At 70.2% G+C, this 20,680-nt stretch carries 21 protein-coding genes and 2 pseudogenes; 18 read left to right on the forward strand and 5 right to left on the reverse strand.

The features are described from left to right. Window positions 1-164 precede the first annotated feature (164 nt). Together FHR21_RS03635 and FHR21_RS03640 are read left to right on the forward strand one after the other, a co-directional pair. A complete protein-coding gene (locus tag FHR21_RS03635) occupies window positions 165-812 on the forward strand; it encodes a glutathione S-transferase family protein (RefSeq protein ID WP_184095349.1) in 648 nt (215 codons plus the stop codon). A 78-nt stretch (window positions 813-890) separates the two neighbouring features. Continuing rightward, entirely contained in the window at window positions 891-1,355 is a 465-nt protein-coding gene (locus FHR21_RS03640) for a hypothetical protein (RefSeq protein WP_184095351.1), read from the forward strand. Window positions 1,356-1,620: 265 nt separating this feature from the next. Here the strand turns inward: FHR21_RS03640 and FHR21_RS21275 are convergent. Next, window positions 1,621-2,571, reverse strand: a pseudogene (locus FHR21_RS21275) (ATP-binding cassette domain-containing protein); the annotation flags it as partial. A 111-nt stretch (window positions 2,572-2,682) separates the two neighbouring features. Continuing rightward, a pseudogene (locus tag FHR21_RS21280) lies at window positions 2,683-3,687 on the reverse strand (ATP-binding cassette domain-containing protein); the annotation flags it as partial. 245 nt (window positions 3,688-3,932) lie between these two features. Between FHR21_RS21280 and FHR21_RS03650 the strand changes: the two are divergent. The 4 genes from FHR21_RS03650 (at window position 3,933) to FHR21_RS03660 (ending at window position 8,960) form a co-directional block, all read left to right on the forward strand. Then, entirely contained in the window at window positions 3,933-4,310 is a 378-nt protein-coding gene (locus tag FHR21_RS03650; protein WP_184095353.1) for a BlaI/MecI/CopY family transcriptional regulator, read from the forward strand. Next, the gene (locus FHR21_RS03655; RefSeq protein ID WP_184095355.1) at window positions 4,307-5,992 is read left to right on the forward strand and encodes a M56 family metallopeptidase; all 1,686 of its coding nucleotides are present in this window, start codon (window positions 4,307-4,309) and stop codon (window positions 5,990-5,992) included. Before FHR21_RS03650 ends, FHR21_RS03655 begins: the two co-directional genes overlap by 4 nt. 125 nt (window positions 5,993-6,117) lie before the next feature. Then, a complete protein-coding gene (locus FHR21_RS20785) occupies window positions 6,118-6,864 on the forward strand; it encodes a hypothetical protein (RefSeq protein WP_246427008.1) in 747 nt (248 codons plus the stop codon). After that, window positions 6,861-8,960: a TonB-dependent receptor plug domain-containing protein gene (locus FHR21_RS03660; protein WP_338113044.1), complete on the forward strand. Its 2,100-nt coding sequence runs from the start codon at window positions 6,861-6,863 to the stop codon at window positions 8,958-8,960. Before FHR21_RS20785 ends, FHR21_RS03660 begins: the two co-directional genes overlap by 4 nt. A 27-nt stretch (window positions 8,961-8,987) precedes the next feature. Here the strand turns inward: FHR21_RS03660 and FHR21_RS03665 are convergent, their stop codons facing one another. From FHR21_RS03665 to FHR21_RS03675, 3 genes are all read right to left on the reverse strand, one after another. Beyond that, window positions 8,988-10,013: an adenosine deaminase gene (locus FHR21_RS03665; protein WP_184095359.1), complete on the reverse strand. Its 1,026-nt coding sequence runs from the start codon at window positions 10,011-10,013 to the stop codon at window positions 8,988-8,990. Beyond that, window positions 10,006-10,590: a phosphoribosyltransferase gene (locus tag FHR21_RS03670; protein WP_184095361.1), complete on the reverse strand. Its 585-nt coding sequence runs from the start codon at window positions 10,588-10,590 to the stop codon at window positions 10,006-10,008. The genes FHR21_RS03665 and FHR21_RS03670 overlap by 8 nt, the downstream gene beginning before the upstream one ends. Before the next feature lie 87 nt (window positions 10,591-10,677). Continuing rightward, a complete protein-coding gene (locus FHR21_RS03675; RefSeq protein ID WP_221234965.1) occupies window positions 10,678-11,139 on the reverse strand; it encodes a GNAT family N-acetyltransferase in 462 nt (153 codons plus the stop codon). Between the two features lie 585 nt (window positions 11,140-11,724). On the opposite strand from FHR21_RS03675, the gene FHR21_RS03680 reads away from it, so the two are divergent. From FHR21_RS03680 to FHR21_RS03735, 12 genes are all read left to right on the forward strand, one after another. Continuing rightward, on the forward strand, window positions 11,725-12,300 hold the full coding sequence (locus FHR21_RS03680) for a hypothetical protein (RefSeq protein WP_184095364.1): 576 nt from the start codon (window positions 11,725-11,727) through the stop codon (window positions 12,298-12,300). Next, a complete protein-coding gene (locus tag FHR21_RS03685) occupies window positions 12,297-13,655 on the forward strand; it encodes a phage terminase large subunit family protein (RefSeq protein WP_184095366.1) in 1,359 nt (452 codons plus the stop codon). Before FHR21_RS03680 ends, FHR21_RS03685 begins: the two co-directional genes overlap by 4 nt. Before the next feature lie 178 nt (window positions 13,656-13,833). Beyond that, window positions 13,834-14,940 (forward strand): phage portal protein, encoded by a 1,107-nt coding sequence (locus FHR21_RS03690; RefSeq protein ID WP_184095368.1) that lies wholly within the window; start codon window positions 13,834-13,836, stop codon window positions 14,938-14,940. Window positions 14,941-15,142: 202 nt separating this feature from the next. Then, the gene (locus FHR21_RS03695) at window positions 15,143-15,469 is read left to right on the forward strand and encodes a DUF6127 family protein (RefSeq protein WP_184095370.1); all 327 of its coding nucleotides are present in this window, start codon (window positions 15,143-15,145) and stop codon (window positions 15,467-15,469) included. Continuing rightward, window positions 15,466-15,975 carry an HK97 family phage prohead protease gene (locus FHR21_RS03700; protein WP_420825264.1) on the forward strand — a complete coding sequence of 170 codons (510 nt, stop codon included), beginning with the start codon at window positions 15,466-15,468 and terminating at the stop codon, window positions 15,973-15,975. Before FHR21_RS03695 ends, FHR21_RS03700 begins: the two co-directional genes overlap by 4 nt. Then, window positions 15,963-16,490: a hypothetical protein gene (locus FHR21_RS03705; RefSeq protein ID WP_184095372.1), complete on the forward strand. Its 528-nt coding sequence runs from the start codon at window positions 15,963-15,965 to the stop codon at window positions 16,488-16,490. The genes FHR21_RS03700 and FHR21_RS03705 overlap by 13 nt, the downstream gene beginning before the upstream one ends. Window positions 16,491-16,556: 66 nt before the next feature. Next, window positions 16,557-17,696 carry a phage major capsid protein gene (locus FHR21_RS03710; RefSeq protein WP_184095374.1) on the forward strand — a complete coding sequence of 380 codons (1,140 nt, stop codon included), beginning with the start codon at window positions 16,557-16,559 and terminating at the stop codon, window positions 17,694-17,696. Between the two features lie 109 nt (window positions 17,697-17,805). Beyond that, window positions 17,806-19,041, forward strand: a complete 1,236-nt coding sequence (locus tag FHR21_RS03715; RefSeq protein WP_184095376.1) for a tail fiber domain-containing protein — start codon at window positions 17,806-17,808, stop codon at window positions 19,039-19,041. After that, complete coding sequence (locus tag FHR21_RS03720; protein WP_184095378.1) at window positions 19,038-19,193, forward strand: hypothetical protein; 156 nt, start codon at window positions 19,038-19,040, stop codon at window positions 19,191-19,193. Before FHR21_RS03715 ends, FHR21_RS03720 begins: the two co-directional genes overlap by 4 nt. A gap of 15 nt (window positions 19,194-19,208) precedes the next feature. Continuing rightward, window positions 19,209-19,490 carry a phage fiber-tail adaptor protein gene (locus FHR21_RS03725; protein ID WP_184095380.1) on the forward strand — a complete coding sequence of 94 codons (282 nt, stop codon included), beginning with the start codon at window positions 19,209-19,211 and terminating at the stop codon, window positions 19,488-19,490. Next, on the forward strand, window positions 19,490-20,035 hold the full coding sequence (locus FHR21_RS03730) for a head-tail connector protein (protein ID WP_184095382.1): 546 nt from the start codon (window positions 19,490-19,492) through the stop codon (window positions 20,033-20,035). The genes FHR21_RS03725 and FHR21_RS03730 overlap by 1 nt, the downstream gene beginning before the upstream one ends. Beyond that, window positions 20,032-20,424, forward strand: coding sequence for a DUF3168 domain-containing protein (locus tag FHR21_RS03735; RefSeq protein WP_184095384.1), 393 nt, complete (start codon window positions 20,032-20,034; stop codon window positions 20,422-20,424). The genes FHR21_RS03730 and FHR21_RS03735 overlap by 4 nt, the downstream gene beginning before the upstream one ends. Window positions 20,425-20,680: the final 256 nt, after the last annotated feature.

Here is a 20,680-nt window from a genome sequence, read left to right on the forward strand (position 1 = left end):
CTGTTGGCCCCGAAACCGGGACTCTTTCATGCCAAGCGGCTGATAGCAAGCGGTTGTTGCGGCCATTTCGGCGGCTCGCCGACCGGCGCTCCATCCGTTCCGGACGGGTTGCAAGGCGCAGCGCCTCGCCTATTCTGGCCACCGGATCGAAGCGGGAGCGGGTGATGATAGTCTATGGATCGGTGGTGTCGCCTTTCGTGCGGAAGTTGCTCGGCTATCTGGGTGAGAAGGGGATCGATTTCGAGCTGAAGGGGGTGGGAATCGGCGACCCCGACCCCGGATTCCAGGCGGCCTCGCCGCTCGGCAAGATGCCGGCGATGGACGACGACGGCTTCCTTCTCGCCGATTCGAGCGCGATCATCCACTATCTGGAGGCGAAGCATCCCGAGCCGCCGCTGATCCCCGCCGACCCGCAGGCACGCGGCCGGACGATCTGGTGGGAGGAGTTCGGCGACACGATCTTCGCGGCGTGCAGCGGCAAGATGTTCTTCAACCGCATCGTCGCGCCGAAATTCCTGGGCCGCGAAGGCGACCTGGACGCCGCGGCGCAGGCCGAGGCGGAGGAATTGCCCCGGCTGCTCGACTATCTGGAAGGCGCGATCCCGGCGTCGGGCTTCCTCGTCGGCGGCGGCCTGACGCTCGCCGACCTCGCGGTCGCGTCGCCGCTGGTGAATTTCCGCCATTGCGGCACGGTGCTCGACCCGGCGCGCCATCCCCGGATCGCCGAGTGGAGCGAAGCCATATTGTCGCGACCGAGCCTGGCGCCCTGGATCGCGAAGGAGGACCGCATGATGGCGAAGCTGTCGGGATAGTGCGTGCAGGCTTGCCGACAGGCGAGGCGTCCGGTATTTTCCGGCCGGTGGGGACTCGCGCTGGAAGGGGCAGGCGCATTGCGACATCAATATCCGTTGCCGCTGCATCATAGCTGGCCGCTGTTCGAGCGGGCGCGGCATTTCGATCTGGGCTGGGTTGAGCGGGCCGGCGTCCGCCCGCCCGCGCTGCCCCCGGCGGCGGCCGATGCCGACGCGCTGGAGCGCGCGGGGATCGGCACATGGGAATGCGATCTGGCCGACGACAGCCTGACCTGGTCGCCGACGGTCCATGACCTGTTCGGCCTGCCGCGCGGTGCGCCCGTCGCGCGCGCCGATGCCGTGGCCCGCTATGGCGAGGGATCGCGCGCCGCGATGGAACGGCTGCGCGCACACGCCATCGCGCACCGTCGCGGCTTCACCCTCGACGTCGAGATATGGTCCGCGCCGGCACGCAGCGACTGGGTGCGACTGATCGCGGCGCCGATCTGCGTGGGCGATCAAGTCGTGGGGCTGCACGGGCTCAAGTGCCGGATTCCGGGGTAGCGAGCGGGTGGGGTCGGCTTTCGGCCGGTTGCGGACATGGGGAGAAAGCCCCTCCCCTGAAGGGGAGGGGCAACGAAGACTTGGTAGCTTGCTGCCTAGTCGCAGTGGGGTGGGGTCTATCGGCTTTGCGCAAGGCCGATGGCCCCCACCCCAACCCCTCCCCTGAAGGGGAGGGGCTTCATGGGGCCGCAACGTCCGCCTTCCCACCCCATGGCGGACCAGCCGCTTATCCCGCCCCGTCCAGCGCGACCGTCCGCGCGATGCCGATGGCGTTCAGGAACGTGCGGTCGTGGCTGACGACGAGCAGGGCGCCGTCATAGGCGGCGAGGCCGGTTTCGACCGCGGTGAGGGCGTCGAGGTCGAGATGGTTGGTCGGTTCGTCGAGGATCAGCAATTGCGGGGGCCGCGGCGCGCCGAGGGTGCAGGCGAGGCCGGCGCGAAGCATCTGGCCGTCGCTGAGCGTGCCCGCGATGCGGTCGGCGGCCTCGGCGCGGAAGCGGAAGCGGGCGAGCGCGGCGCGGCACTGGTTGTTCGTGGTGCCGGGATTGAGGCGGAGGAAATTGTCGGCGACCGAGCGCGCCGGATCGAGCAGCGCCACCCGCTGATCGAACAGCGCGAAAGGCACGAGGGTGCGCGCGCGGCCCTGCCACGGGGCGAGCGTTCCGGCGACGAGCGCGAGCAGGGTCGACTTGCCCGCGCCATTGGGGCCGACGATCGCGACGCGTTCCGGCCCGGTTATCGTCAAGGACAGGTCGCGGATGACGGGCCGGCCGGCGACATGGCCAGCGGTGACATGGTCGAGGTCGAGGACGGTGCGCGAGGCGGGCAGGCCGGCCGAGGGGAGCGACACCGCGAGCGGATCGACGATCTCGATCCGGCTGCGGGCCTCGGCGAGCTGCGCCGTCGCCGCGTCCTGCCGGCGTTCGGCGAGGCGACCGGCGGCGCCGCGGCTTTCCTCGGCGCGGCGCTTCATCCCGCCGGCGACGATGCGCGGCATGTCGCCGCGCGCGGCCTTGCGGCGGCCGCCCGAATCGCGGCGATCCTGCCGCTCGGTCGCCGCCTGCGCCTGGCGCTGGACTGCGTCGGCGCGCTTTTCCGCCGTCGCGAGCTGCTGTTCGGCGGCCGCCTGCTCGATCTGCCTGCGTGCCTGCCACGCGCTCCAGCCGCCACCGGTCCGCGTGGCGCCGAGGCCGGTCAGCTCGACGATCGCGTCCATCTCTTCGAGCAGGTCGCGGTCGTGGCTGACCACGACCGCGCCGCCGCGCCAGCCGGCGAGCGTCTCGCGCACCGCGGCACGTCCGGCGGCGTCGAGATTGTTGGTCGGCTCGTCGAGAAGGAGGAAATCGGGCACGGCGAAGATCGCGCCGGCGAGCGCGGCGCGAGTGCGCTCGCCGCCCGAAAGCCGCGCGAGCGGGGTGTCGGGCGGAAACGGCAGGCCGAGCTTCGTGAGCGATTCGGCGATTCGGGCGTCGAGCGTCCAGTCTGCCTCGGCCAGTTCGTCCGCGGTCGCGGCGCCGGATTCGGCCCTGCGGAGCAGGGCGAGCGCGGCGCGGGCGCCGAAGAGGTCGGCGATCGTCTCGTCCGGCGCGACCTGCACCGTCTGGCGCAGCATCGCGATCCGCCCCTCGATCGCGACGCTGCCGGTCGACGGGGCCAGATCGCCGGTCAGCAGGCGCAGCAGCGTCGATTTGCCGACGCCGTTGCGTCCGACGATGCCGGTGCGTTCGGGCGCGAAACGAAGGTCGAGGTTCGAAAGGACGGCGCGGCCGTCAGGCGTGGACCAGCCGAGCCGGGAGACGGTGATCGCGGGGATGGAACGGGACATGGACAAGGGCTTTCCTGGCGGCAAGGCGGGCGGGCGTTGCGGTCGGATTCTTGTCCATGACGGGGGGCTCCGGTTGGGGTTGCGGGGGCAAGCTAGGCATTGGGGCGGAGGGAGGCAAGGGGTGGGGACGGAACGGCGCTTCGCGTGGAACGATGATTCCCCGTCATTTCGGGCGGTGATGCCGTTTGCAAGCAGGAGCGTGATTTGGTGGTGGGTCAGTTTGAATTTCCGTCTGTGTATGGTTTGCGCTGTGTGTGGTTCACGCGCTTCTCTTTTCCCGTCACCCTGAACTTGTTCGGCGCTTATCGCTTTCGCATCCGTAATCCCGTCATTGCGAGCGGAGCGAAGCAATCCAGAGCGGTTTGCGCGCACTCTGGATTGCTTCGCTCCGCTCGCAATGACGAAGTAAGGAGGCTTACGGATGCCAAGGGTATAATTGCCAACTTGTTTCAGGGTCCATGGCCTGAGGTTTCGACGAACGCAGCGCCGGACGAGAGAGCTGGCCATGGATGCTGAAACAAGTTCAGCATGACGAAGAAAGAGACTGGCTCTATTAATCCAGGCGGAAATTCAAACCGACCCACTACCCGTGATTTTGCCTTCTTCGTCACCCCGGATCAAGTCGAGGGTGGCGGGATAGCTGCCGGCCCACCTCGCTTCGAGCGGGCGGACCGTGTTAGGGAAATAAAGCGCTTGCCATGGATGCGCTACAAATGTAGCTAGGCTACAAATGTAGCGCGAAAGGTGATTCGATGCTGTCCAGTCTGCCGCCGCGGGAACGCGAAATCGTCGACATCTTGTATGAAAGGGGCGCCTCCACGGTGTCCGAGATCGGGGCGGCGCTGAGCGACGCGCTGACCGGGTCGGCGATCCGCGCGATGCTCAAGCGACTGGAGGCCAAGGGCTTCGTCGCGCGCACCGCGTCGGAGCGCGGCTTTCTTTATGCGCCGAGCGTCGAGGAGAAGACGGCGAGCAAGTCGGCGCTGAGCCAGGTCGTGCGCGTCTTTTTCAACGGGTCGCCGACGAGCGCCGCCGCGGCGCTGCTGGGGATGCAGGACAAGATGAGCGACGGCGAGCTGGCCGAACTGGAGCAACTGATCGCGCAGGCGCGCGACGGGAGGACGAAATGACGATCACCGCCGCGACCCTGATCGGTCTCGCCTGGAAATCGGCCGCGATCGCCGGCCTGTCGCTGTTGCTGCTGCGCCTGTTGAAGCGGCGCTCGGCGGCCGAGCGCTCGCTGATCGCGCATGTCGGACTGGCGGCGCTGCTCGCGCTGCCGCTGGCCAGCTTGCTGCTGCCGCAATGGGCGCCGCTGCCGGCGAGCTGGTTCGCCGAGCCGGCGGCCGCGCCCGCCGTCATCCCACACGGAGGGGGCACGCCGGTGGCGGTCGCGCTGCCCGCCGCCACGGCTTCAGTCCCGGCCGTGGCGGCGGCATCGTCGCCGCTGCCGGCGTCGTGGCCGTCCGCCGCCGAGCTGGCGGTCTGGGTCTATGCGCTGCCGCTCGCGCTGCTTTTCCTGATCATGCTGGTCGCGGTGGTGCGGCTGTTCGCGATGCGCGGCCGCGCCGACGTGCTGGTGCAGCCGTCGTGGCTGTCGGCGCTGGCCGAGGCGCAGCGGCGCATGGGGTTCAAGCATGGCACCGCGCTGCTGGTGAGCGAGGAATTGCGCTCGCCGATAAGCTGGGGCGTGCTGCGCCCGACGATCGTGCTGAGCCCGCACGCGGTCGCGGCGGTCGGCGAGGCCGAGGCGATCATCGCGCACGAACTGGCGCATGTCGCGCGGCTCGACTGGGCCAAGCTGCTCGCGGCGCGGCTGGCCTGCGCGCTCTTCTGGTTCAATCCGCTGGTGTGGATGCTCGCGAGGGAAAGCCACCAGCTTCGCGAGGAAGCGGCCGACGATGCGGTGCTGCTCGCCGATATCGACGGGCCCGATTATGCGACGCTGCTGGTCGGCGCGGCGCGCCACGACAACAAGGCGGTGCTGCTCGCCGCGCATGGCGTCGCGCCGGGCCGGAACAGCCTGAAGCGCCGGATCACCCGCGTGCTCGACGCGCGGGCGCGGCGCGGGCCGGCGGGGCCGGGCTGGATCGCGGTGGGACTTGCCTTTCTGGCAGGCGTGACGCTGCCGCTCGCCGCCTTCTCGGCGACCGCGGCGCCGCGTGAGGCCGAGGCGATGCCCGCGAAGAGCAAGGTCGCGGCGCCGCGTGCGGTTGCGGCCGAGGCCGGGGAGGACATGATCCCCGCGCGCAAGCCGATCGCGCCCGACGATCTGATCGGCATGAAGGCGATGGGCGTGACCCCCGAGGATGTGCGCGAAGCGCGGGCGGGCGGCGGGAGCATCGATCCCGACGACCTGATCGCGGGCAAGGCCGTCGGCGCCAGCCCCGCCTATCTGAAGCGGATGCGCGCGGTCTTTCCGAACGCCGACGGTGACGACCTGATCGGAGCCTCGGCGCTGGGGATCGACGTCGGCTATGCCCGCGAGATGAAGGCGCTGTTTCCCCGGCTGACGATCGACGACCTGTCGGGGATGCGGGCGCTGGGCGTCGACGCCGCCTATGTCCGCAAGATGCGGCGGTCCGGGGTGCCGCTGGCGAGCCCTGACGATGCGATCGAGCATCGCGCGCTGGACGGCGGGATCGATGTGCCCCGGATCGTGTCGAACGCGATGAGCGTCGCGACGAGCGCATCGTCGGTGTCCGTCAGCAAGGACGGCGTCGCGGTTGTCGATATGCACGGCCCCGACGGATCGACGATCCGGGTTGCCGCGCCGCGGCCGCCCGCGCCGCCGGTGCCGCCCGAAGACTGATGTGACGCCGGGCCGTCCGGCCTGAACCGGACGGCCCATCCAAACCGAAGACCGAGGATTTCGAAACGCCGCGCGCCGGCGAGCGATGGCGCTCGCCCTGCTCCGCGGCCCGGAGGAGACGTGCCATGAAAGCGATGATTGTTGCCGCCGGCCTTGCGACCCTGTCCGCGCTGGCCTCTGCCGCGCCGATGCAGGCGCCCGGCCAGCCGCCGGTGCTGACCGATATCCGCTGGGATATCCTGCCCCCCGACGGCAAGCGAGGGGATGAACCGCGGTTGCGGGTGCGCAGCGAGGCGTCGAGCAGCGACTTCGCGCTCGACGGCTCGCGGCCCGAGATGGCGGGGGCGCTGCGGGCACTGGGCGAGGGCAAGGGGCCGGTGGCGTTCCGGATCGCGCACGCGGCGGGGAGGCTCGATTGCGACGGGCGGCTGACGCGGCGTTATGAAGGCAAGGGCGATTGCCGCTTTACCGGCGATCCCGGTTTCGAGGGGCAACTGGCGGCGCGCGGGCTGGCGCCCGACGGTCCGCGCGACCTGCTCGCCATGCTGATGGTCGATGCGACGCTCGCGTTGGCCGACGGGCTGACCGACGCGGGTCTGCGCCCGGAGGATTCGGACGATCTGATCGCGGCGGCGGCGCTGAAGATATCGCCCGCCTATGTTCGCGAACTGCGCGGCGGTGCCCTGAAGCTCGAATCGATCGACGACGTGATCGCATGCCGCGCGCTGGGGGTCGACGGCGCCTATGTGCGCGAGCTGGCCGACGCCGGCTATGCCGATCTCGATGCCGAGGATATCGTCGGGATGAAGGCGCTGGGCGTGACCGGCGACTATGCGCGGCGGATGAATGCGGCGGCGGGGGCGAAGCGGTGAGATTCGCCGGCAGCCTGTTCGCGATCGCCGCCGTCCTGTGGGTCCAGTCCGCCTGTGCGCAGGAGGCGCCGGCGAGCGGCGAAGCGCCCCCGCCGGTCGCGGACCCCGCGGTCGCCCTGGGCCAGGCGCTTGCCGGGACGGTCTATACCCCGGCCGACTTCACGCGCTACGCGCCCAAGACCGCCCTCGACATGCTGAATCAGGTGCCCGGCTTCTCGATCCGCGAGAATGACAGGGTGCGCGGGCTGGGCCAGGCGACGGGCAATGTGCTGTTCAACGGCGCGCGGCCATCGACCAAGTCGGACACGATCGTCACCCAGTTGACCCGCATTTCGGCCGCCGATGTCGAGCGGATCGAGATCGTCGACGGCGCGAGCCTCGATATCCCCGGCCTGTCGGGGCAGGTCGCGAACATCGTGTTCCGTGCCGACGGTTTCTCCGGCCAATTTTCGTGGAAGCCCGAATTCCGGCCGCATTACACCGATCCGCTCTTCACCCGCGCCGACATTTCAGTGCGCGGGCGAGGGGGCGACGTCGAATATGAGCTGGGCCTCAACAACGATAACAGCTCGCGCAGCGGTGCCGGCGGGCCGACGCTGATCCGCGACGGCAGCGGTGCGATCGTCGAGCGGCGCAAGGATATATGGAACACCCATTATGATACGCCCAAGCTGTCGGCGAAGCTGACCTGGGACCCCGCGGGCGACAGCATCGCGCATCTGGGCGCGCATTATCAGCGCCGCTGGTACCGCTATGACGAAGATGGCGTCTGGATGTCGCCCGGCCTGCCCGATCGCCTGCGCACGGTGCGCGAGACCGAGACGACCTGGAACTATGAGCTGAGCGGCGACTATCAGTTCGGGGCGGGTCCCGGAAAGCTCAAGCTGATCGGCCTGCGCCGCTTCAGCCACGAGCCGGTGTCGCAGGAGGTGGTGCTGCGCCCCGCGGACGGGTCGGCGGCGACCGGCGACCGCTTCACCCAGACCGGCGACGTCGGCGAGACGATCGGGCGCGGCGAATATCAGTGGAAGATGTTCGGCGGCGACTGGCAATTGTCGGCGGAAGCGGCGTTCAACACGCTGGATAATGTCGCGCGGCTCTACACGCTCGACCCCGCATCGGACGATTTCGTCGAGATTCCCTATCCCGAAGGGACGGGCGGGGTGAAGGAGGATCGCTACGAGGCGCTGCTCAGCTTTGGGCGCAAGCTGACCGACAAGCTGTCCTTTCAGCTCGTCGCGGGCGCCGAACATTCGACACTGGCGCAGAGCGGCGCGGACGGGCTGGAGCGTAGTTTCTTTCGCCCCAAGGGATCGCTGACGCTCGCCTGGACGCCCGCGGCGGGCCTCGACCTGTCGCTGAAGGTCCAGCGGCAGGTCGAGCAGCTCGACTTCTACGACTTCCTCGCGCGCGCCTTCCTGAACGACGACAACAGCAATGCCGGCAATGCCGACCTGCGCCCGCAGCAGAACTGGCGCTATGAGCTGGAGGCGAACCAGTCGCTCGGGAAATGGGGATCGACGAAGATTCAGTTCGTTTATGTGGACGCGGAGGATTTCGTCGATGTGGTGCCGGTCGACGGCGGCGAGTCGGTTGGCAATATTCCCAGCGCCTGGGCGGCGGCGGTCGTGTGGTCGGCGACGATCAACCTCGACCCGGCGGGGCTGAAAGGGGTCAAGATCGAAGCCAGCGTCGATCTGGAAACCTCGCGGTTGCGCGATCCCTTTACCGGCGACAAGCGCCAGTGGAGCGGCTTTCAGGACCGGTCGGCTGACTTTTCGCTGCGCCACGACATCCCCGGCGGCGACTGGGCGTGGGGCGCGACCGCCAGCTATGGCCATTATCAGCCCAATTATCGCCGGAACGAGGCGAACCGGACTTGGGAAGGACCCGTTTTCGCGTCGATCTTCGTCGAGAACAAGGATGTGATGGGGCTGACCGTGCGAGCGGAGATGGCCAATGCGATCAATGCGCGCTCGCGGCGCGAGCGCGTGGTCTATGAAGGGCTGCGCGGCGCGAGCCCCGTCGCCTTTACCGAGAGCCGCGACCGGCTGATCGGGCCGATCTTCGCCTTTTCGGTGCGGGGTAAATTCTAGGGAGCCGCACTGGGGCAGGGCGCGCCGTCAGGCGTAGGCGGAAATCTCCGCCAGATGGCGCGCCTGGCCGTCGGCATCGAGGAAGGAGCCGGTGAAGCTGTTGCGCGCGAGCGCGACCAGTTCGGCCCGCGACAGGTCGAGCGCATCGGCGACCGCCTGGTAATTGGCGTTCACATAGCCGCCGAAATAGGCGGGGTCGTCGGAATTGACCGTCGCGCAAAGCCCCGCATCGAGCATGGTGCGGAGCGGATGCGCCGCGATGTCGTCCACCACGCACAGCCGGACGTTCGAGAGCGGGCAGACGGTCAGGCACATCGCCGCATCGGTGAGGCGGCGGACGAGCGCCGCGTCCTCGAGGCTGCGGTTGCCGTGGTCGATGCGGTCGACGCGCAGGAGGTCGAGCGCCTCGCGGACGTAGGCGGGCGGGCCCTCCTCGCCGGCGTGGGCGACGCATTTCAGCCCGAGATCGCGGGCGCGGGCGAAGACGCGTTCGAACTTCGACGGCGGATGGCCGACCTCCGACGAATCGAGGCCGACCCCGGCGATGCGACCCAGCCACGGCAGGGCCGCGTCGAGCGTCGCCTCTGCCTCCGCCTCGCTGAGGTGGCGGAGGAAACAGAGGATCAGCCGGGAGGTCAGGCCGTGGCGGTCGCGGGCCTCGTCGAGTGCGCGGGCGATCCCGGCGATCACCGTGTCGAAGGCGACGCCGCGCGCCGTGTGGCCCTGCGGATCGAAGAATATCTCGACATGGCGGACATTGTCGGCGCGGGCGCGGGCGAGATAGGCGGCGGTGAGGTCGTAAAAGTCCTGCTCTGCGATGAGGACGCCCATGCCCTGATAATAGATGTCGAGGAAATCCTGGAGGTTCGAGAAGGCGTAGGCGGCGCGCACGTCCTCGACGCTGGCGAAGGGGATGGCGACGGCGTTGCGCTGCGCGAGCGCGAACATCAATTCGGGTTCGAGCGAACCCTCGATATGCAGGTGAAGCTCGGCCTTGGGCAGGCCGGCGATGAAGGCGGCGCGCTCGTCGCGCGAGGCGAAGCCGTCAGCCATCGGCGGGCACCCCCGCGTCCTCGCCGAGGATGATCGCCGCCTCGGGCTTGTGGCGGCGGATCTCGTCGACCGTCAGCCCGTCTATCTCGTGCGGGAAGATCAGCCAGCGGTCGGTTTGGTGGACGTGGAAATGGGGGGCGAGGTCGGTGACGTTGCGCCCCGGCTTGTACCAGACGGTCGCGATGCGGATGTCGCGCGGCATGTTGTAGCGGCAGCGCGCCTTCAACTCGGCGAGGAAGGCGCGGATGCTGCGGCCCGAATCGAACACGTCGTCGATGAGGAGCAGGCGGTCGTCGGGGCCGAGCGTGTCGATCAGATAGCCGAGCGCGAACACCTTTACCTGGGGATCGGCGCGGTCGATGCCGTGATAGGAGGAGGTACGGATCGCGATATGGTCGCAGCGGACGCCGTGATAGTCGAGCAGTTCCTGCACCGCGATGCCGACCGGCGCGCCGCCGCGCCAGATGCCGACGAGATGGGTCGGCGCGAAGCCGCTGTCGAGCACCTGCCGCCCGAGCCGCAGCGAATCGGCGAGCAGCTCGTCGGCGCTGATGAAGATCTTCGCATCGTCGCTCATGCCGGCGGGTGTAATCGCGCGGGGGGCGGCGGGCAAGCGGACGGTGGGGCGCCGGGGCGGGCGCGCGGCTCGCCCCGGCGCGGCCGGTCAGCCGGCGGCGTAGCGCCAGCGGATCAGCGGTCCGTCCTCCGCGTCGACGCGGGTGCCGACGCGCGCGAAGCCGGCGCGTGCGAGCACGCGCTGCGAGGCGATGTTCTGCTCGGCGGTCTCGGCGGTGAGCGCCGCGACGTCGGGACGGGCATCGGCCCAGGCGGCGATCGCCCGGAGCGCGGCCCGCATATGGCCGCGGCCCTGCCGGCCGGGCGCGATGCCATAGCCGAGGTCGACCGCGCCATCCGCCGGCGGGCGGGTGATCGAGCAGAGCCCGACGAGTTCGCCCTCGGCGGCGATCAGCCAGGAGGCGGGCGCGAAATGCGCGCGCACGCCCGCCGCGACATCGGCGAGCATCGCGAGGATGTCGGGCGGCGCGACCGGCGGGTCGAGCCAAAGCAGCCCGCGCGGGGCCTGGCCGCGCAGCAGGGCGGCATAATCGTCTTCGGTGGTTTCCAATATCATGGGTGACTTTCGAAATGCGGGCAGCGGCGCACGGGCGCGCGCTGCGGTCGGTCATTTCGCGGGGTGTCGGCGCCGGGCCGCGCTCGCACGCGTCCGCACCGGCCCGCGACTGCGGTCCAAGCCGAACAGGGTGAGCAAAGGCGGTCTCCCGAAAAAGCGGTGCGGGCGGTCTGGCAGGGCGGCGTGGCGATGTAAAGGCGTGATGGGCGAGGGCGGCCTTGTTGGGAGAAGCGGGCGCCCCGGGTCAGGTCGACGCTTATCCCCGCGACATCCCTATGGCGTCATTGCAACCCCGGCGAAAGCCGGGGGAAGCCATCTCCAGCTATCGTCCCGCCTTGCCGATGGCTGGAGATTGCGTCGTCGCTCCGCTCCTCGCAATGACGAATGGGACTATGGATGGTGCGAGGATAATCGCCGATCAAGTCCGGGGTGACGAAAGGAAGGGTGCTTGATAACCATATAGGTTATTTTCTATTGACATCGTAACGCTGTTGTGGCACATGGGTTCCATCATGACGAATTGCGAGTCGGGCCGGCGCCGTGGGGCGTGCGGCCCGATTGCCTTTGGAGGGATGCGGGATGGCGGACGGTGAGGAGGATCAGATTTCGGCCTTTGCGAACGGGCCGTTGCAGCGGCGCAAGGCGAGCAAGCGGGGCTGGACCAAAGCGCGGCGCGAGGCGTTTCTGACCGAACTCGCGCATAGCTGCAACGTGACGCGCGCGCATCGGGCGGCGGGGGCGCCGGATCGCTACGCCTATGCGCTTCGCCAGCGCGATCCGCAATTCGCCCGGGCATGGCAGCAGGCGCTGGAACTGGGGTTCGAGCGGCTGGAGACCGCGCTGCTTCGCCGCGCGCTGGAAGTCGCGGGGGCGCTCGAAATCGACGCGGCGGAGGAGCGCGCCGAGACGGTCGAGAAGATGACGGTCGAGCAGGCGATCGGCCTGCTCAATATGCACCGGCGCAGCGTGCGCGAAGGACAGGCGGCGCGCCGGACCCCGGCAGCGCGCCACATCGCGACGCAGGAAGAGACCGACGCGGTGCTGCTGAAACGGATCGCGATGGTCAAGCGCCAGCGGGCGCGGCGCGCGGCGATCGACGGCGGCGAGTTGGCCGCGACGCCGGTGCCCGATCGCGCGCCGAAAGGAGCGGCATGAGCCGTCGTGGGGCGCCGAAGGGAGCGGCCGAGCTGTGGGAGGCGTCCTTTGCGATCACCGGCGATTTGAGCGAGCTGACGCCCGCGGAATTGCGATATGTGCTCCGCGGGCTGACCGATGGGCAGAAAGCCGAACTTGCGACGCGCTGGTACGGGTTCGAGAATAAGGGACAGCGCGAGCCGCCGGGCGACTGGCGAGTCTGGCTGATCCAGGCGGGGCGCGGGTTCGGCAAGACGCGCGCGGGGGCCGAATGGGTGAGCCAGATCGCGCGCGACATACCCGAGGCGCGGATCGCGCTGGTCGCAGCGACGCACGCCGACGGGGTGCGGGTGATGATCGAGGGGCCGAGCGGGCTGCTGGCGGTGGCGCGCCATGGCGAGGAGGCGCGATGGGTGGTCGGGCGGCGCGAGCTGGTCTTTGCCAGCGGCGCGGTCGCGACGCTCTATTCGGCCGAGGCGGGCGAGGAACTGCGCGGGCCCGAACATCATGCCGCCTGGTGCGACGAGCTGGCGAAATGGCGGCGCGGCGAGGCGGCGTGGGACAATCTGATGCTGGGGCTGCGGCTCGGCGAGCGGCCGCGCGTCGTGGTGACGACGACGCCGCGCACCAATGCGGCGATGCGGCGGGTGAAGGCGGCGCCGGGGGTCGCGGCGACCTTTGGCAAGACGCGCGAGAATCCGTGGCTGCCGGGCGATTTCGTCGTCGCGATGCTGGAAAGCTATGGCGGAACGCGGCTGGGGCGGCAGGAACTCGACGGCGAGATGCTGGAGGATGTCGAGGGGGCGCTGTGGACGCGGGAGCTGGTCGAGCGGTGCCGGGTCGCGGCCGACGGAATCGGGAAACCCGTGCGCGTGGTGATCGGGGTCGATCCGCCCGCGACCAGCACCGGCGATGCGTGCGGGATCGTCGTCGCGGCGCTGCTGCGCGACCGGCGGCTGGCGGTGGTCGAGGATGCGAGCGTCGCCAATCCGCCGCCGGCCGTCTGGGCGCAGGCGGTCGCCGCGGCGGCGGCGCGCTGGGGCGCCGAGCGGGTGGTGGCCGAGAGCAATATGGGCGGCGAGATGGTTGCGGGCACGCTGGCGCAGGCCGACCTCGCGCTGCCGGTGGTGTCGGTGCACGCCAGCGTCGGCAAGGCGCGGCGCGCCGAGCCGGTCGCGCTCGCCTATGAGCGCGGGCAGGTCGTGCACGCCGGTGTGTTCGCGGCGCTGGAGGACGAGCTTTGCGGGTTGCAGGTCGGCGGCGGCTATGCCGGGCCGGGGCGCTCGCCCGACCGGGCCGATGCCTGCGTGTGGGCGTTGGCGGCGTTGCTGGACGGGTTGCGGAAGGGGCGGGAGCCGGGGGTGCGGCGGGTTTGAGACTCGCGCGAAGGAAAGAAGCTCATAAGCCCTCTCCCCTTCAGGGGAGAGGGTTGGGAGAGGGGGAAGGAATGCGCTGCCCCTGGCCCCTCTCAACTTCGGCTAGCGAGCAAGCTCGCAAGCCTTCGTATCTCTCCCCTGAAGGGGAGAGAGCGGGGTATTATTTCAGGAGACAAGCATGAACTGGTTTGGCCGCAAGGCCGCGTCGAGTCCGGCGCGGCCCGCTTTGTCGCGTGTCCATGGGAGCTGGAGCGCGCCAGCGCCGCTGTCGTGGGAAGCGCAGGTACGCGCGGGCTATCTGGGCAATGCCATCGTCCAGCGCAGCGTGCGGCTGATCGCCGAGGCGGCGGGGGCGGCGCCGCTGACGGCAGGCGATCCGGCGTTGCTGCGGCTTGTCGCGGCCACCTCCGGCGGGCAGGGGCTGGTCGAGACGCTGGCGTCGCAATTGCTGCTCCACGGCAACGGCTATGTGCAGATCTTGACCGACGGGGCGGGGGCGCCCGCCGAGCTGTTCGCGCTGCGGCCCGAGCGGGTGACGGTCGAGGCCGATGGGCGCGGCTGGCCGGTCGCCTATCGCTATAAGGCGGGCGGCCGCATGGCGGTGCTGCCGGCCGAGGACGGCGCGGGGCGGCCGGCGGTCGTGCATGTGAAGGCGCTGCATCCGCTCGACGATCATTATGGCGCCGGGTGCCTGGCGGCGGCAGAGGGGGCGATCGCGGCGCATAATGCCGCGGCGAAGTGGAATGCGGCGCTGCTGGACAATGCGGCGCGGCCGTCGGGGGCACTGGTCCACGATCCGGGCGACAAGGGCATGCCGCTGTCGGCCGAACAGGTCGACCGGCTGCGCGAGGAACTGGCCGAGAGCTTTGCCGGCGGGACCAATGCGGGGCGGCCGCTGCTGCTGGAGGGCGGGCTGAAGTGGCAGGCGCTGTCGCTGTCGCCCGCGGACATGGATTTCCTGGAGCTGAAGCACAGCGCGGCGCGCGAGATCGCGATGGCCTTCGGGGTGCCGCCGATGCTGCTCGGGCTGCCGGGGGATGCGACCTACGCCAATTATCGCGAGGCCAATCGCGCGCTGTGGCGGCTGACGGTGCTGCCGCTGTGCGCGAAGATATTGGGGGCGCTGGCGCAGGGGCTGAGCGGGTGGTTCGGCGCGGCGGAACTGCGCGTCGATCTGGATAAGGTGCCGGCGCTGGCGGAGGACCGGATGGCGCTGTGGCGCGAGGTGTCGGGGGCCGACTGGCTGACCGCCGGGGAGAAGAAGGCGCTGCTGGGGGTCGTATAACCGATTGGGTTCGCGCGAAGACGCAAGGACACGAAGGAACGACTCTCTTCCGTTCGTGCTGAGCTTGTCGAAGCACCGTCCTTTTTCGCAACGCGGAAGAAAGGACGGCCCTTCGACAAGCTCAGGGCGAACGGAAAGGGGGGAGAGCGATACCTCTTCGTGTCCTTGTGTCTTCGTGCGACATTTTTTCGAGGAATTCGACATGGATGAGGATGAAGCGCTGGCGCGGTTGGTCGCGCTGGCGGGGACGGGTGCGTCCGGGGCGTCCGGGACGCCCGACGCGGCGCTGCTACGCGCGGTGGTCGAGGAGGCGAGCGAGCTGGGGGCGCGGCGGGCGCTGGCGCGGCTGGGGCTGGCCGATGAGGCGGCGCGCGGCGACATCGGCGACCTGCGGCAATTGCTCGGCGCGTGGCGCGACGCCAAGACCAGCGCGCGGCAGGCAGCGGTCGACTGGGCGGTGCGCGCGCTGCTGGCGCTGCTCGTGCTGGGGCTGGCGGTGAAGCTGGGGCTGCCGGGGCTGCTGCGGTGAGGGGCCGGGTCAGGCCTCGGGACCCCGCCCCCAACCCCTCCCCTGAAGGGGAGGGGGGCATCAGGTTCGCGGGCTATGCCGCGGTGTTCGACCGGGTCGACCGGGGCGACGATGTGGTGCGCGGCGGGGCCTTTGCGGCGAGCCTGCGCGCGCGGCGGGCAGTGCCGCTGTTGTGGCAGCACCGGCCCGGCGCGGTGGTGGGGGTCATCGAGACATTGGCGGAGGATGCGCGGGGGCTGCGCGTCGTCGCGCGGGTCACGCATCCGACCGCGGCGGGACTGGTCGCGCGCGGGGCGCTGACCGGGCTGTCGTTCGGATACCGCGTGCGTGCGGCGCGCGGGGCGCGGCCGCGCGAGCTGCTGGCGCTCGACCTGGCCGAGGTGAGCCTGGTCGCGGTGCCGATGCAGCCGGCGGCGCGGGTGATCGCGGTGGAATCCATTGACTCGATGACGAGATCGGCCAGCATGGCGCAGCAGATAAAGGGGGGATGGCTATGCGTTTCATGATGATCTTTTCCATGGCGGCCGCGACGCTGGCCGCACCGGCAGCGGCCCGTGCAGCCTCCGCCGATTTTACTTGCAGCGCACCTGCCGCGAAATTTTCGTCCCTGGATATCGCAGCGAACCCGGATGATTTCGAGATCAGCGGGTCGATCGCCCTGACAAGGAAAGGGGAGGACAAGAAATGGCTTCCGAGCGGCCAGATCCGCTTGGTCGCGTCGGACAAAAGGGATTCCCTCGCAATCAGGCTGGTCGTCGAAGACGTCCGGAGCAGCGTCGCAAGGCTCTATCTGTGGTCGTCCCGCGACGGCGACGAACGCGCGAGCGCGGGCAAGCTATTGGCGCTCGACGAGAGCGCGCTCTTTTCGATCAAGGTCTCGAGCAGGTCCGAAGTCCTGGTGACGGCAGGAGGCGAGGGGGTGCGCGTCCCGCTGAATTTGGGCGAGACGCCGACGCTGACCATCGTCTGTTCGACGGGTGCGTTCGACTTTTCGAATCTGAGATGGACCCCCGCTCCCTAGAATGGGGCCAATGTTCGAAGCGTGACGAGGCTGCCTTTGGCAGCCTCTTTTTTTGGAGGGAACGATATGGACGATATGGAGATCAAGGCCGATGCGCTCGAGGGGGCGTTCGATGCGGTGCTGGCGGCGGAGGCGGTCGACGAGCTGAAGGCGTCGGTGGCGGCGCTGAAGGCCCAGGTCGACGCGCAGGCGGTCGCGGCGTCGCGGCTGCCGCTCGACGGGGCGAAGGCGGCCGACCCGGCGCGCGATGCCTTTGTCGAACGCTATCTGCGGCGCGGGATCGATGCGGGCGTCGAGATGAAGAGCCTGTCGGGGGCGTCGGGCGGCGAGGGCGGCTATGCGGTGCCGCGCGAGATCGACGGGGCGATCGCGGCGACGCTGACATCGCTGTCGCCGATCCGCGGCATCGCGACCGTCGTGCAGACGGGGACGAGCGGCTATCGCAAGCTGATCGCGACCGGGGCGACCGAGGCGGGCTGGGTCGGCGAGACCGCGGCGCGCCCGGCGACCGATACGCGAAGCTTTGCCGAGATCGCGCCGCCCTCCGGCGAACTCTACGCCAATCCGGCGGCGAGCCAGGCGATGCTCGACGACGCGATGTTCAACGTCGAGGACTGGCTGGCCGACGAGATCGCGCGCGAGTTCGCGGTCGCCGAGGGCACGGCCTTCGTCGGCGGCAACGGAACGAACCGGCCCAAGGGCTTTCTGTCCTATGCGGCGACCGACGAGGACGATGCGGCGCGCGATTTCGGGACGCTGCAATATGTCGCGAGCGGCGCGGCGGGCGGCTTTGCGGCGGCGAGCCCGCAGGACGGGCTGATCGAACTGGTCCACAGCCTGCGCGCGCCGTACCGGCAGGGCGCGGCGTGGGTGATGAACTCGGGCACGCTGGCGCGCATCCGCAAGTTCAAGACCAGCGACGGCGCCTTTCTGTGGCAGCCGGGGCTGGTCGAGGGGCAGGCGGCGACGCTGCTCGGTTATCCGGTGGTCGAGGCCGAGGACATGCCCGATGTCGCGGCCGACAGCCTGTCGATCGCCTTCGGCAATTTCCGCGCCGGTTACCTGATCGCCGATCGCGGCGAGACGCGCATCCTGCGCGATCCGTTCAGCAACAAGCCCTTCGTGCATTTCTATGCAACCAAGCGGGTGGGCGGCGCGATTGTCGATTCGAACGCCATCAAGCTGATGAAATTCGCCGCCAGCTAAGCGGCTGGTGTGCGATGCGGCGCCCGGTCCTGGTTCCCTCCCTTTCGGAGCCGGCCGGGCGCTTAGCGATTTTCCCGAAACAGGATTTGTCCGGAAAGGATGGCTTGCCATGCCGACCCTCTTTTTCGCCGACCTGGTGCGCGAGCTGTGCCAGGAGGGCGGGTCCGGGCCGCTGACGCCGAGCGGCGCGGTGCCCGGTCACCGTCGCTTTGCCGACGCGGTGCCGCCGGGCGCCGGCTTTCACTATGCGATCGCCGGGGTCGCGCAGCCCGACCAGTGGGAGGCGGGGACCGGGCGGATCGACGCCGACGGCCGGTTGCAGCGCGACAGCGTCGCGGCGTCGTCGGCGGGGAACGCCTTCGTCGACTTCGCGCCGGGGCTGAAGACCATCGCGCTGACCGTCGGGGCCGGCTGGTTCGCCGCGAGCGACGCGGCCGCCGCCATGCGCGACGAGGCGCTGGCGCGCACCGTGCGGCGCGATGCGTCGGGACGCTATGCGCTGGACGGCGCGCTGGCGGCGGCCGACGGCAGCGCGGGCGCGCCGGCGCTGGCCTTTGCCGCGGACGGCGACAGCGGCCTCTATCGCCCCGCGGCCGATGCGCTGGCGATCGCGACGGCGGGGAGCGAGCGGCTGCGGGTGACCGCGAGCGGCCATGTCGGGATCGGCACGAGCCTTCCCGATGCCCCCCTGACCGTCAGCGGCGAGTGCAGCGCCACGCGCATGCGCGTCAGCGCATCGGGCGCCGATGCGCCGGCCTATGGCTTCAACGGCGCCGCGGGGCTCGGCTTCTATCGCTACAGCGGTTCGGCGATCGGCTTCGCGGCCGACGGCGTGAACATCGGCGCCTTTTCCGCAGGCATCCTGCGGGCGGGGACGGACAATGGCGCGCTGCTGGGATCGGGGGCCATCCGATGGTCGGTCGTCTATGCCGCGACCGGCGCCATCAACACCTCCGACGGGCGCGAAAAGACGTGGCAGGGCGCGGCCAGCGCGGCCGAACTGGCCGCCGCCGCGCGCATCGCCCGCGAACTGGGCTTTTACTGCTGGAACGACGCCATCGCGGCGAAGGGAGCGGACGGCGCGCGCCGGCATTTCGGGGTTCGCGCGCAGGCGGTGTGGGCGATCATGGCCGAGGAGGGGCTGATCGCGCCGCTCGCCGAGGGGCAGGCGCCCGACAGCCGCTATGCCTTTCTGTGCTGGGACGGATGGGAGGAGGAACGCGACGCGGCGGATCGGCCGGTCCGCGCCGCCGGCGACCGGTTCGGCATTCGGCCCGACCAGTTGGCGCTGTTCCTGATCGCGGCGCAGGAGGCGCGGCTTGCGGCGCTGGAGGCGGCGGCGTGATCGGCGGCGCGGCGCTGTCGGCGCGGGCGATCGCCGGCCCGGCGCACCGCGACCTGCCGAGCAGTTGGGGCGGCCCCGATCCGATGCTGGCGCGCACCGCCGCCCGCCCGCCCGGCGAGCGTGCGACGCGCCAGGTCGTGCGCAAACCATGAGAGCGAGGAGCGATGATGACGATGCTGGTCAAGGATCCGGGAACGCGGATCGATTATGAATTCGACTGGGGCGCCGCCTATCCCGCGGGGCAGGCGATCGTCGAGAGCGACTGGACGGTCGCGCCCGACGAGGCGGGCGGCATCGCGGTCGCGGCGACGGCGCACGACCTGCTCTGCGCGACCGCGGCGCTGACCGGCGGCATCGTCGGCCGCGTCTATCGCGTGACCAACCGCGTGACGCTGAGCGACGGCCAGATCGACGAGCGGTCGATGAGCCTGCGGGTGGAGGAACGATGATGAACGGGACCATGGTGCCGGGCGATACCCCGGTGAGCCTGAACGAAGCGCGTGGCTGGCTGCGGATGGAGGCGACGGTCGACGATGCGGTGATCGCCGGGCTGATCCGCGCCGCGACCAATGTCTGCGAGGCCTTCATCGGCCGGTGGTTGATCGTCCGCGCGGCGGAAGAGGAGGTGGTGCTGCGCGCCGGGGTCGCGCGGCTGGGCATCCGGCCGGTGGTCGGGATCGATGCGGTGACGCTGTTGACCGCGACCGGCGGCGAGACCGCGCTGGACGCGAGCGATTACCGGCTGTCGGTCGGGGAGGACGGCACGGCGCGGCTGGCGCCGGCGGCGGCGGGGATCGCGGGGCGCCTGCGCGTCCGCTATCGCGCCGGGCTGGCGGCCGAATCCAATGCCATTCCCGAGGCGATCCGCCAGGGCATCGTGCGGCTGGTCCAGCATCTGCACGAGGCGCGCGACGGCGCGGGGGCCGCGCCGCCGGCGGCGGTCGCTGCGCTGTGGCAGCCGTGGCGACGGGTCGGGCTGGGAGGCGCGGCATGACGAGCGCCGAGCAGGCGGTGCGCGTGCGGACGCTGGCGCTGCTCGCCGCCGACAGGGCGCTGGCCGGATTGGTGCATGGCGTGTTCGACGGCACGCCGCCGCGCGCGAGCCCGCCCTATGTCGCGATCGGGTCGGTCGAGGGACGCGACTGGGGCACCAAGGATCGGGCGGGGCGCGAGGTGCGGCTGAGCCTGCGGCTGGTCGGGACCGACCCCGCGGGGCCGGGCGAGGCGGCGGTGCGGATCGAAGCCGTCGCGGCGATGCTGCGGGGAACGGTCGACGGCTGGGAGATCGTCGGGGCGCGGGTGATGCGGAGCCGTCACGGCTTTCGGCGCGAGGGCGGCTGGCGGCACGAGACGATATTGCGCTGCCGGTGTCTGGCGGGGTGATGGGGTTTCGGGGCGAGGGTTGGGAGAGGGCGCGTCCGGCAGGCCCCCCTCTCCAGCTTCGGCTAGGCAGCAAGCTGCCAAGCCTCCCTATCCTTTCCCCTGAAGGGGAGAGGGATCACGCCCAGCCATCCGCCCCGCTCTCGGCACGAACGGGATGGACGCGACGAAATGGCGGGAAGGGGGTGGGGAGCGGACAACCCCCACCTTCGTCATCCCGGACTTGATCCGGGATCCCGCTTCTTGAGCACCGACTGGC

It is taken from the genome of Sphingopyxis panaciterrulae, from assembly GCF_014199295.1.
GTDB lineage: Bacteria > Pseudomonadota > Alphaproteobacteria > Sphingomonadales > Sphingomonadaceae > Sphingopyxis > Sphingopyxis panaciterrulae.

Coding starts and splice junctions, on each gene's coding strand:
- FHR21_RS03690 (WP_184095368.1), top strand. CDS start 13,834: ATGAACTGGTTTGGCCGCAAGGCCGCGTCGAGTCCGGCGCGGCCCGCT.
- FHR21_RS03670 (WP_184095361.1), bottom strand. CDS start 10,590: ATGAGCGACGATGCGAAGATCTTCATCAGCGCCGACGAGCTGCTCGCC.
- FHR21_RS03685 (WP_184095366.1), top strand. CDS start 12,297: ATGAGCCGTCGTGGGGCGCCGAAGGGAGCGGCCGAGCTGTGGGAGGCG.
- FHR21_RS20785 (WP_246427008.1), top strand. CDS start 6,118: ATGAAAGCGATGATTGTTGCCGCCGGCCTTGCGACCCTGTCCGCGCTG.
- FHR21_RS03665 (WP_184095359.1), bottom strand. CDS start 10,013: ATGGCTGACGGCTTCGCCTCGCGCGACGAGCGCGCCGCCTTCATCGCC.
- FHR21_RS03730 (WP_184095382.1), top strand. CDS start 19,490: ATGAACGGGACCATGGTGCCGGGCGATACCCCGGTGAGCCTGAACGAA.
- FHR21_RS03650 (WP_184095353.1), top strand. CDS start 3,933: ATGCTGTCCAGTCTGCCGCCGCGGGAACGCGAAATCGTCGACATCTTG.
- FHR21_RS03680 (WP_184095364.1), top strand. CDS start 11,725: ATGGCGGACGGTGAGGAGGATCAGATTTCGGCCTTTGCGAACGGGCCG.
- FHR21_RS03705 (WP_184095372.1), top strand. CDS start 15,963: ATGCGTTTCATGATGATCTTTTCCATGGCGGCCGCGACGCTGGCCGCA.
- FHR21_RS03715 (WP_184095376.1), top strand. CDS start 17,806: ATGCCGACCCTCTTTTTCGCCGACCTGGTGCGCGAGCTGTGCCAGGAG.
- FHR21_RS03710 (WP_184095374.1), top strand. CDS start 16,557: ATGGACGATATGGAGATCAAGGCCGATGCGCTCGAGGGGGCGTTCGAT.
- FHR21_RS03735 (WP_184095384.1), top strand. CDS start 20,032: ATGACGAGCGCCGAGCAGGCGGTGCGCGTGCGGACGCTGGCGCTGCTC.
- FHR21_RS03635 (WP_184095349.1), top strand. CDS start 165: ATGATAGTCTATGGATCGGTGGTGTCGCCTTTCGTGCGGAAGTTGCTC.
- FHR21_RS03725 (WP_184095380.1), top strand. CDS start 19,209: ATGACGATGCTGGTCAAGGATCCGGGAACGCGGATCGATTATGAATTC.
- FHR21_RS03655 (WP_184095355.1), top strand. CDS start 4,307: ATGACGATCACCGCCGCGACCCTGATCGGTCTCGCCTGGAAATCGGCC.
- FHR21_RS03695 (WP_184095370.1), top strand. CDS start 15,143: ATGGATGAGGATGAAGCGCTGGCGCGGTTGGTCGCGCTGGCGGGGACG.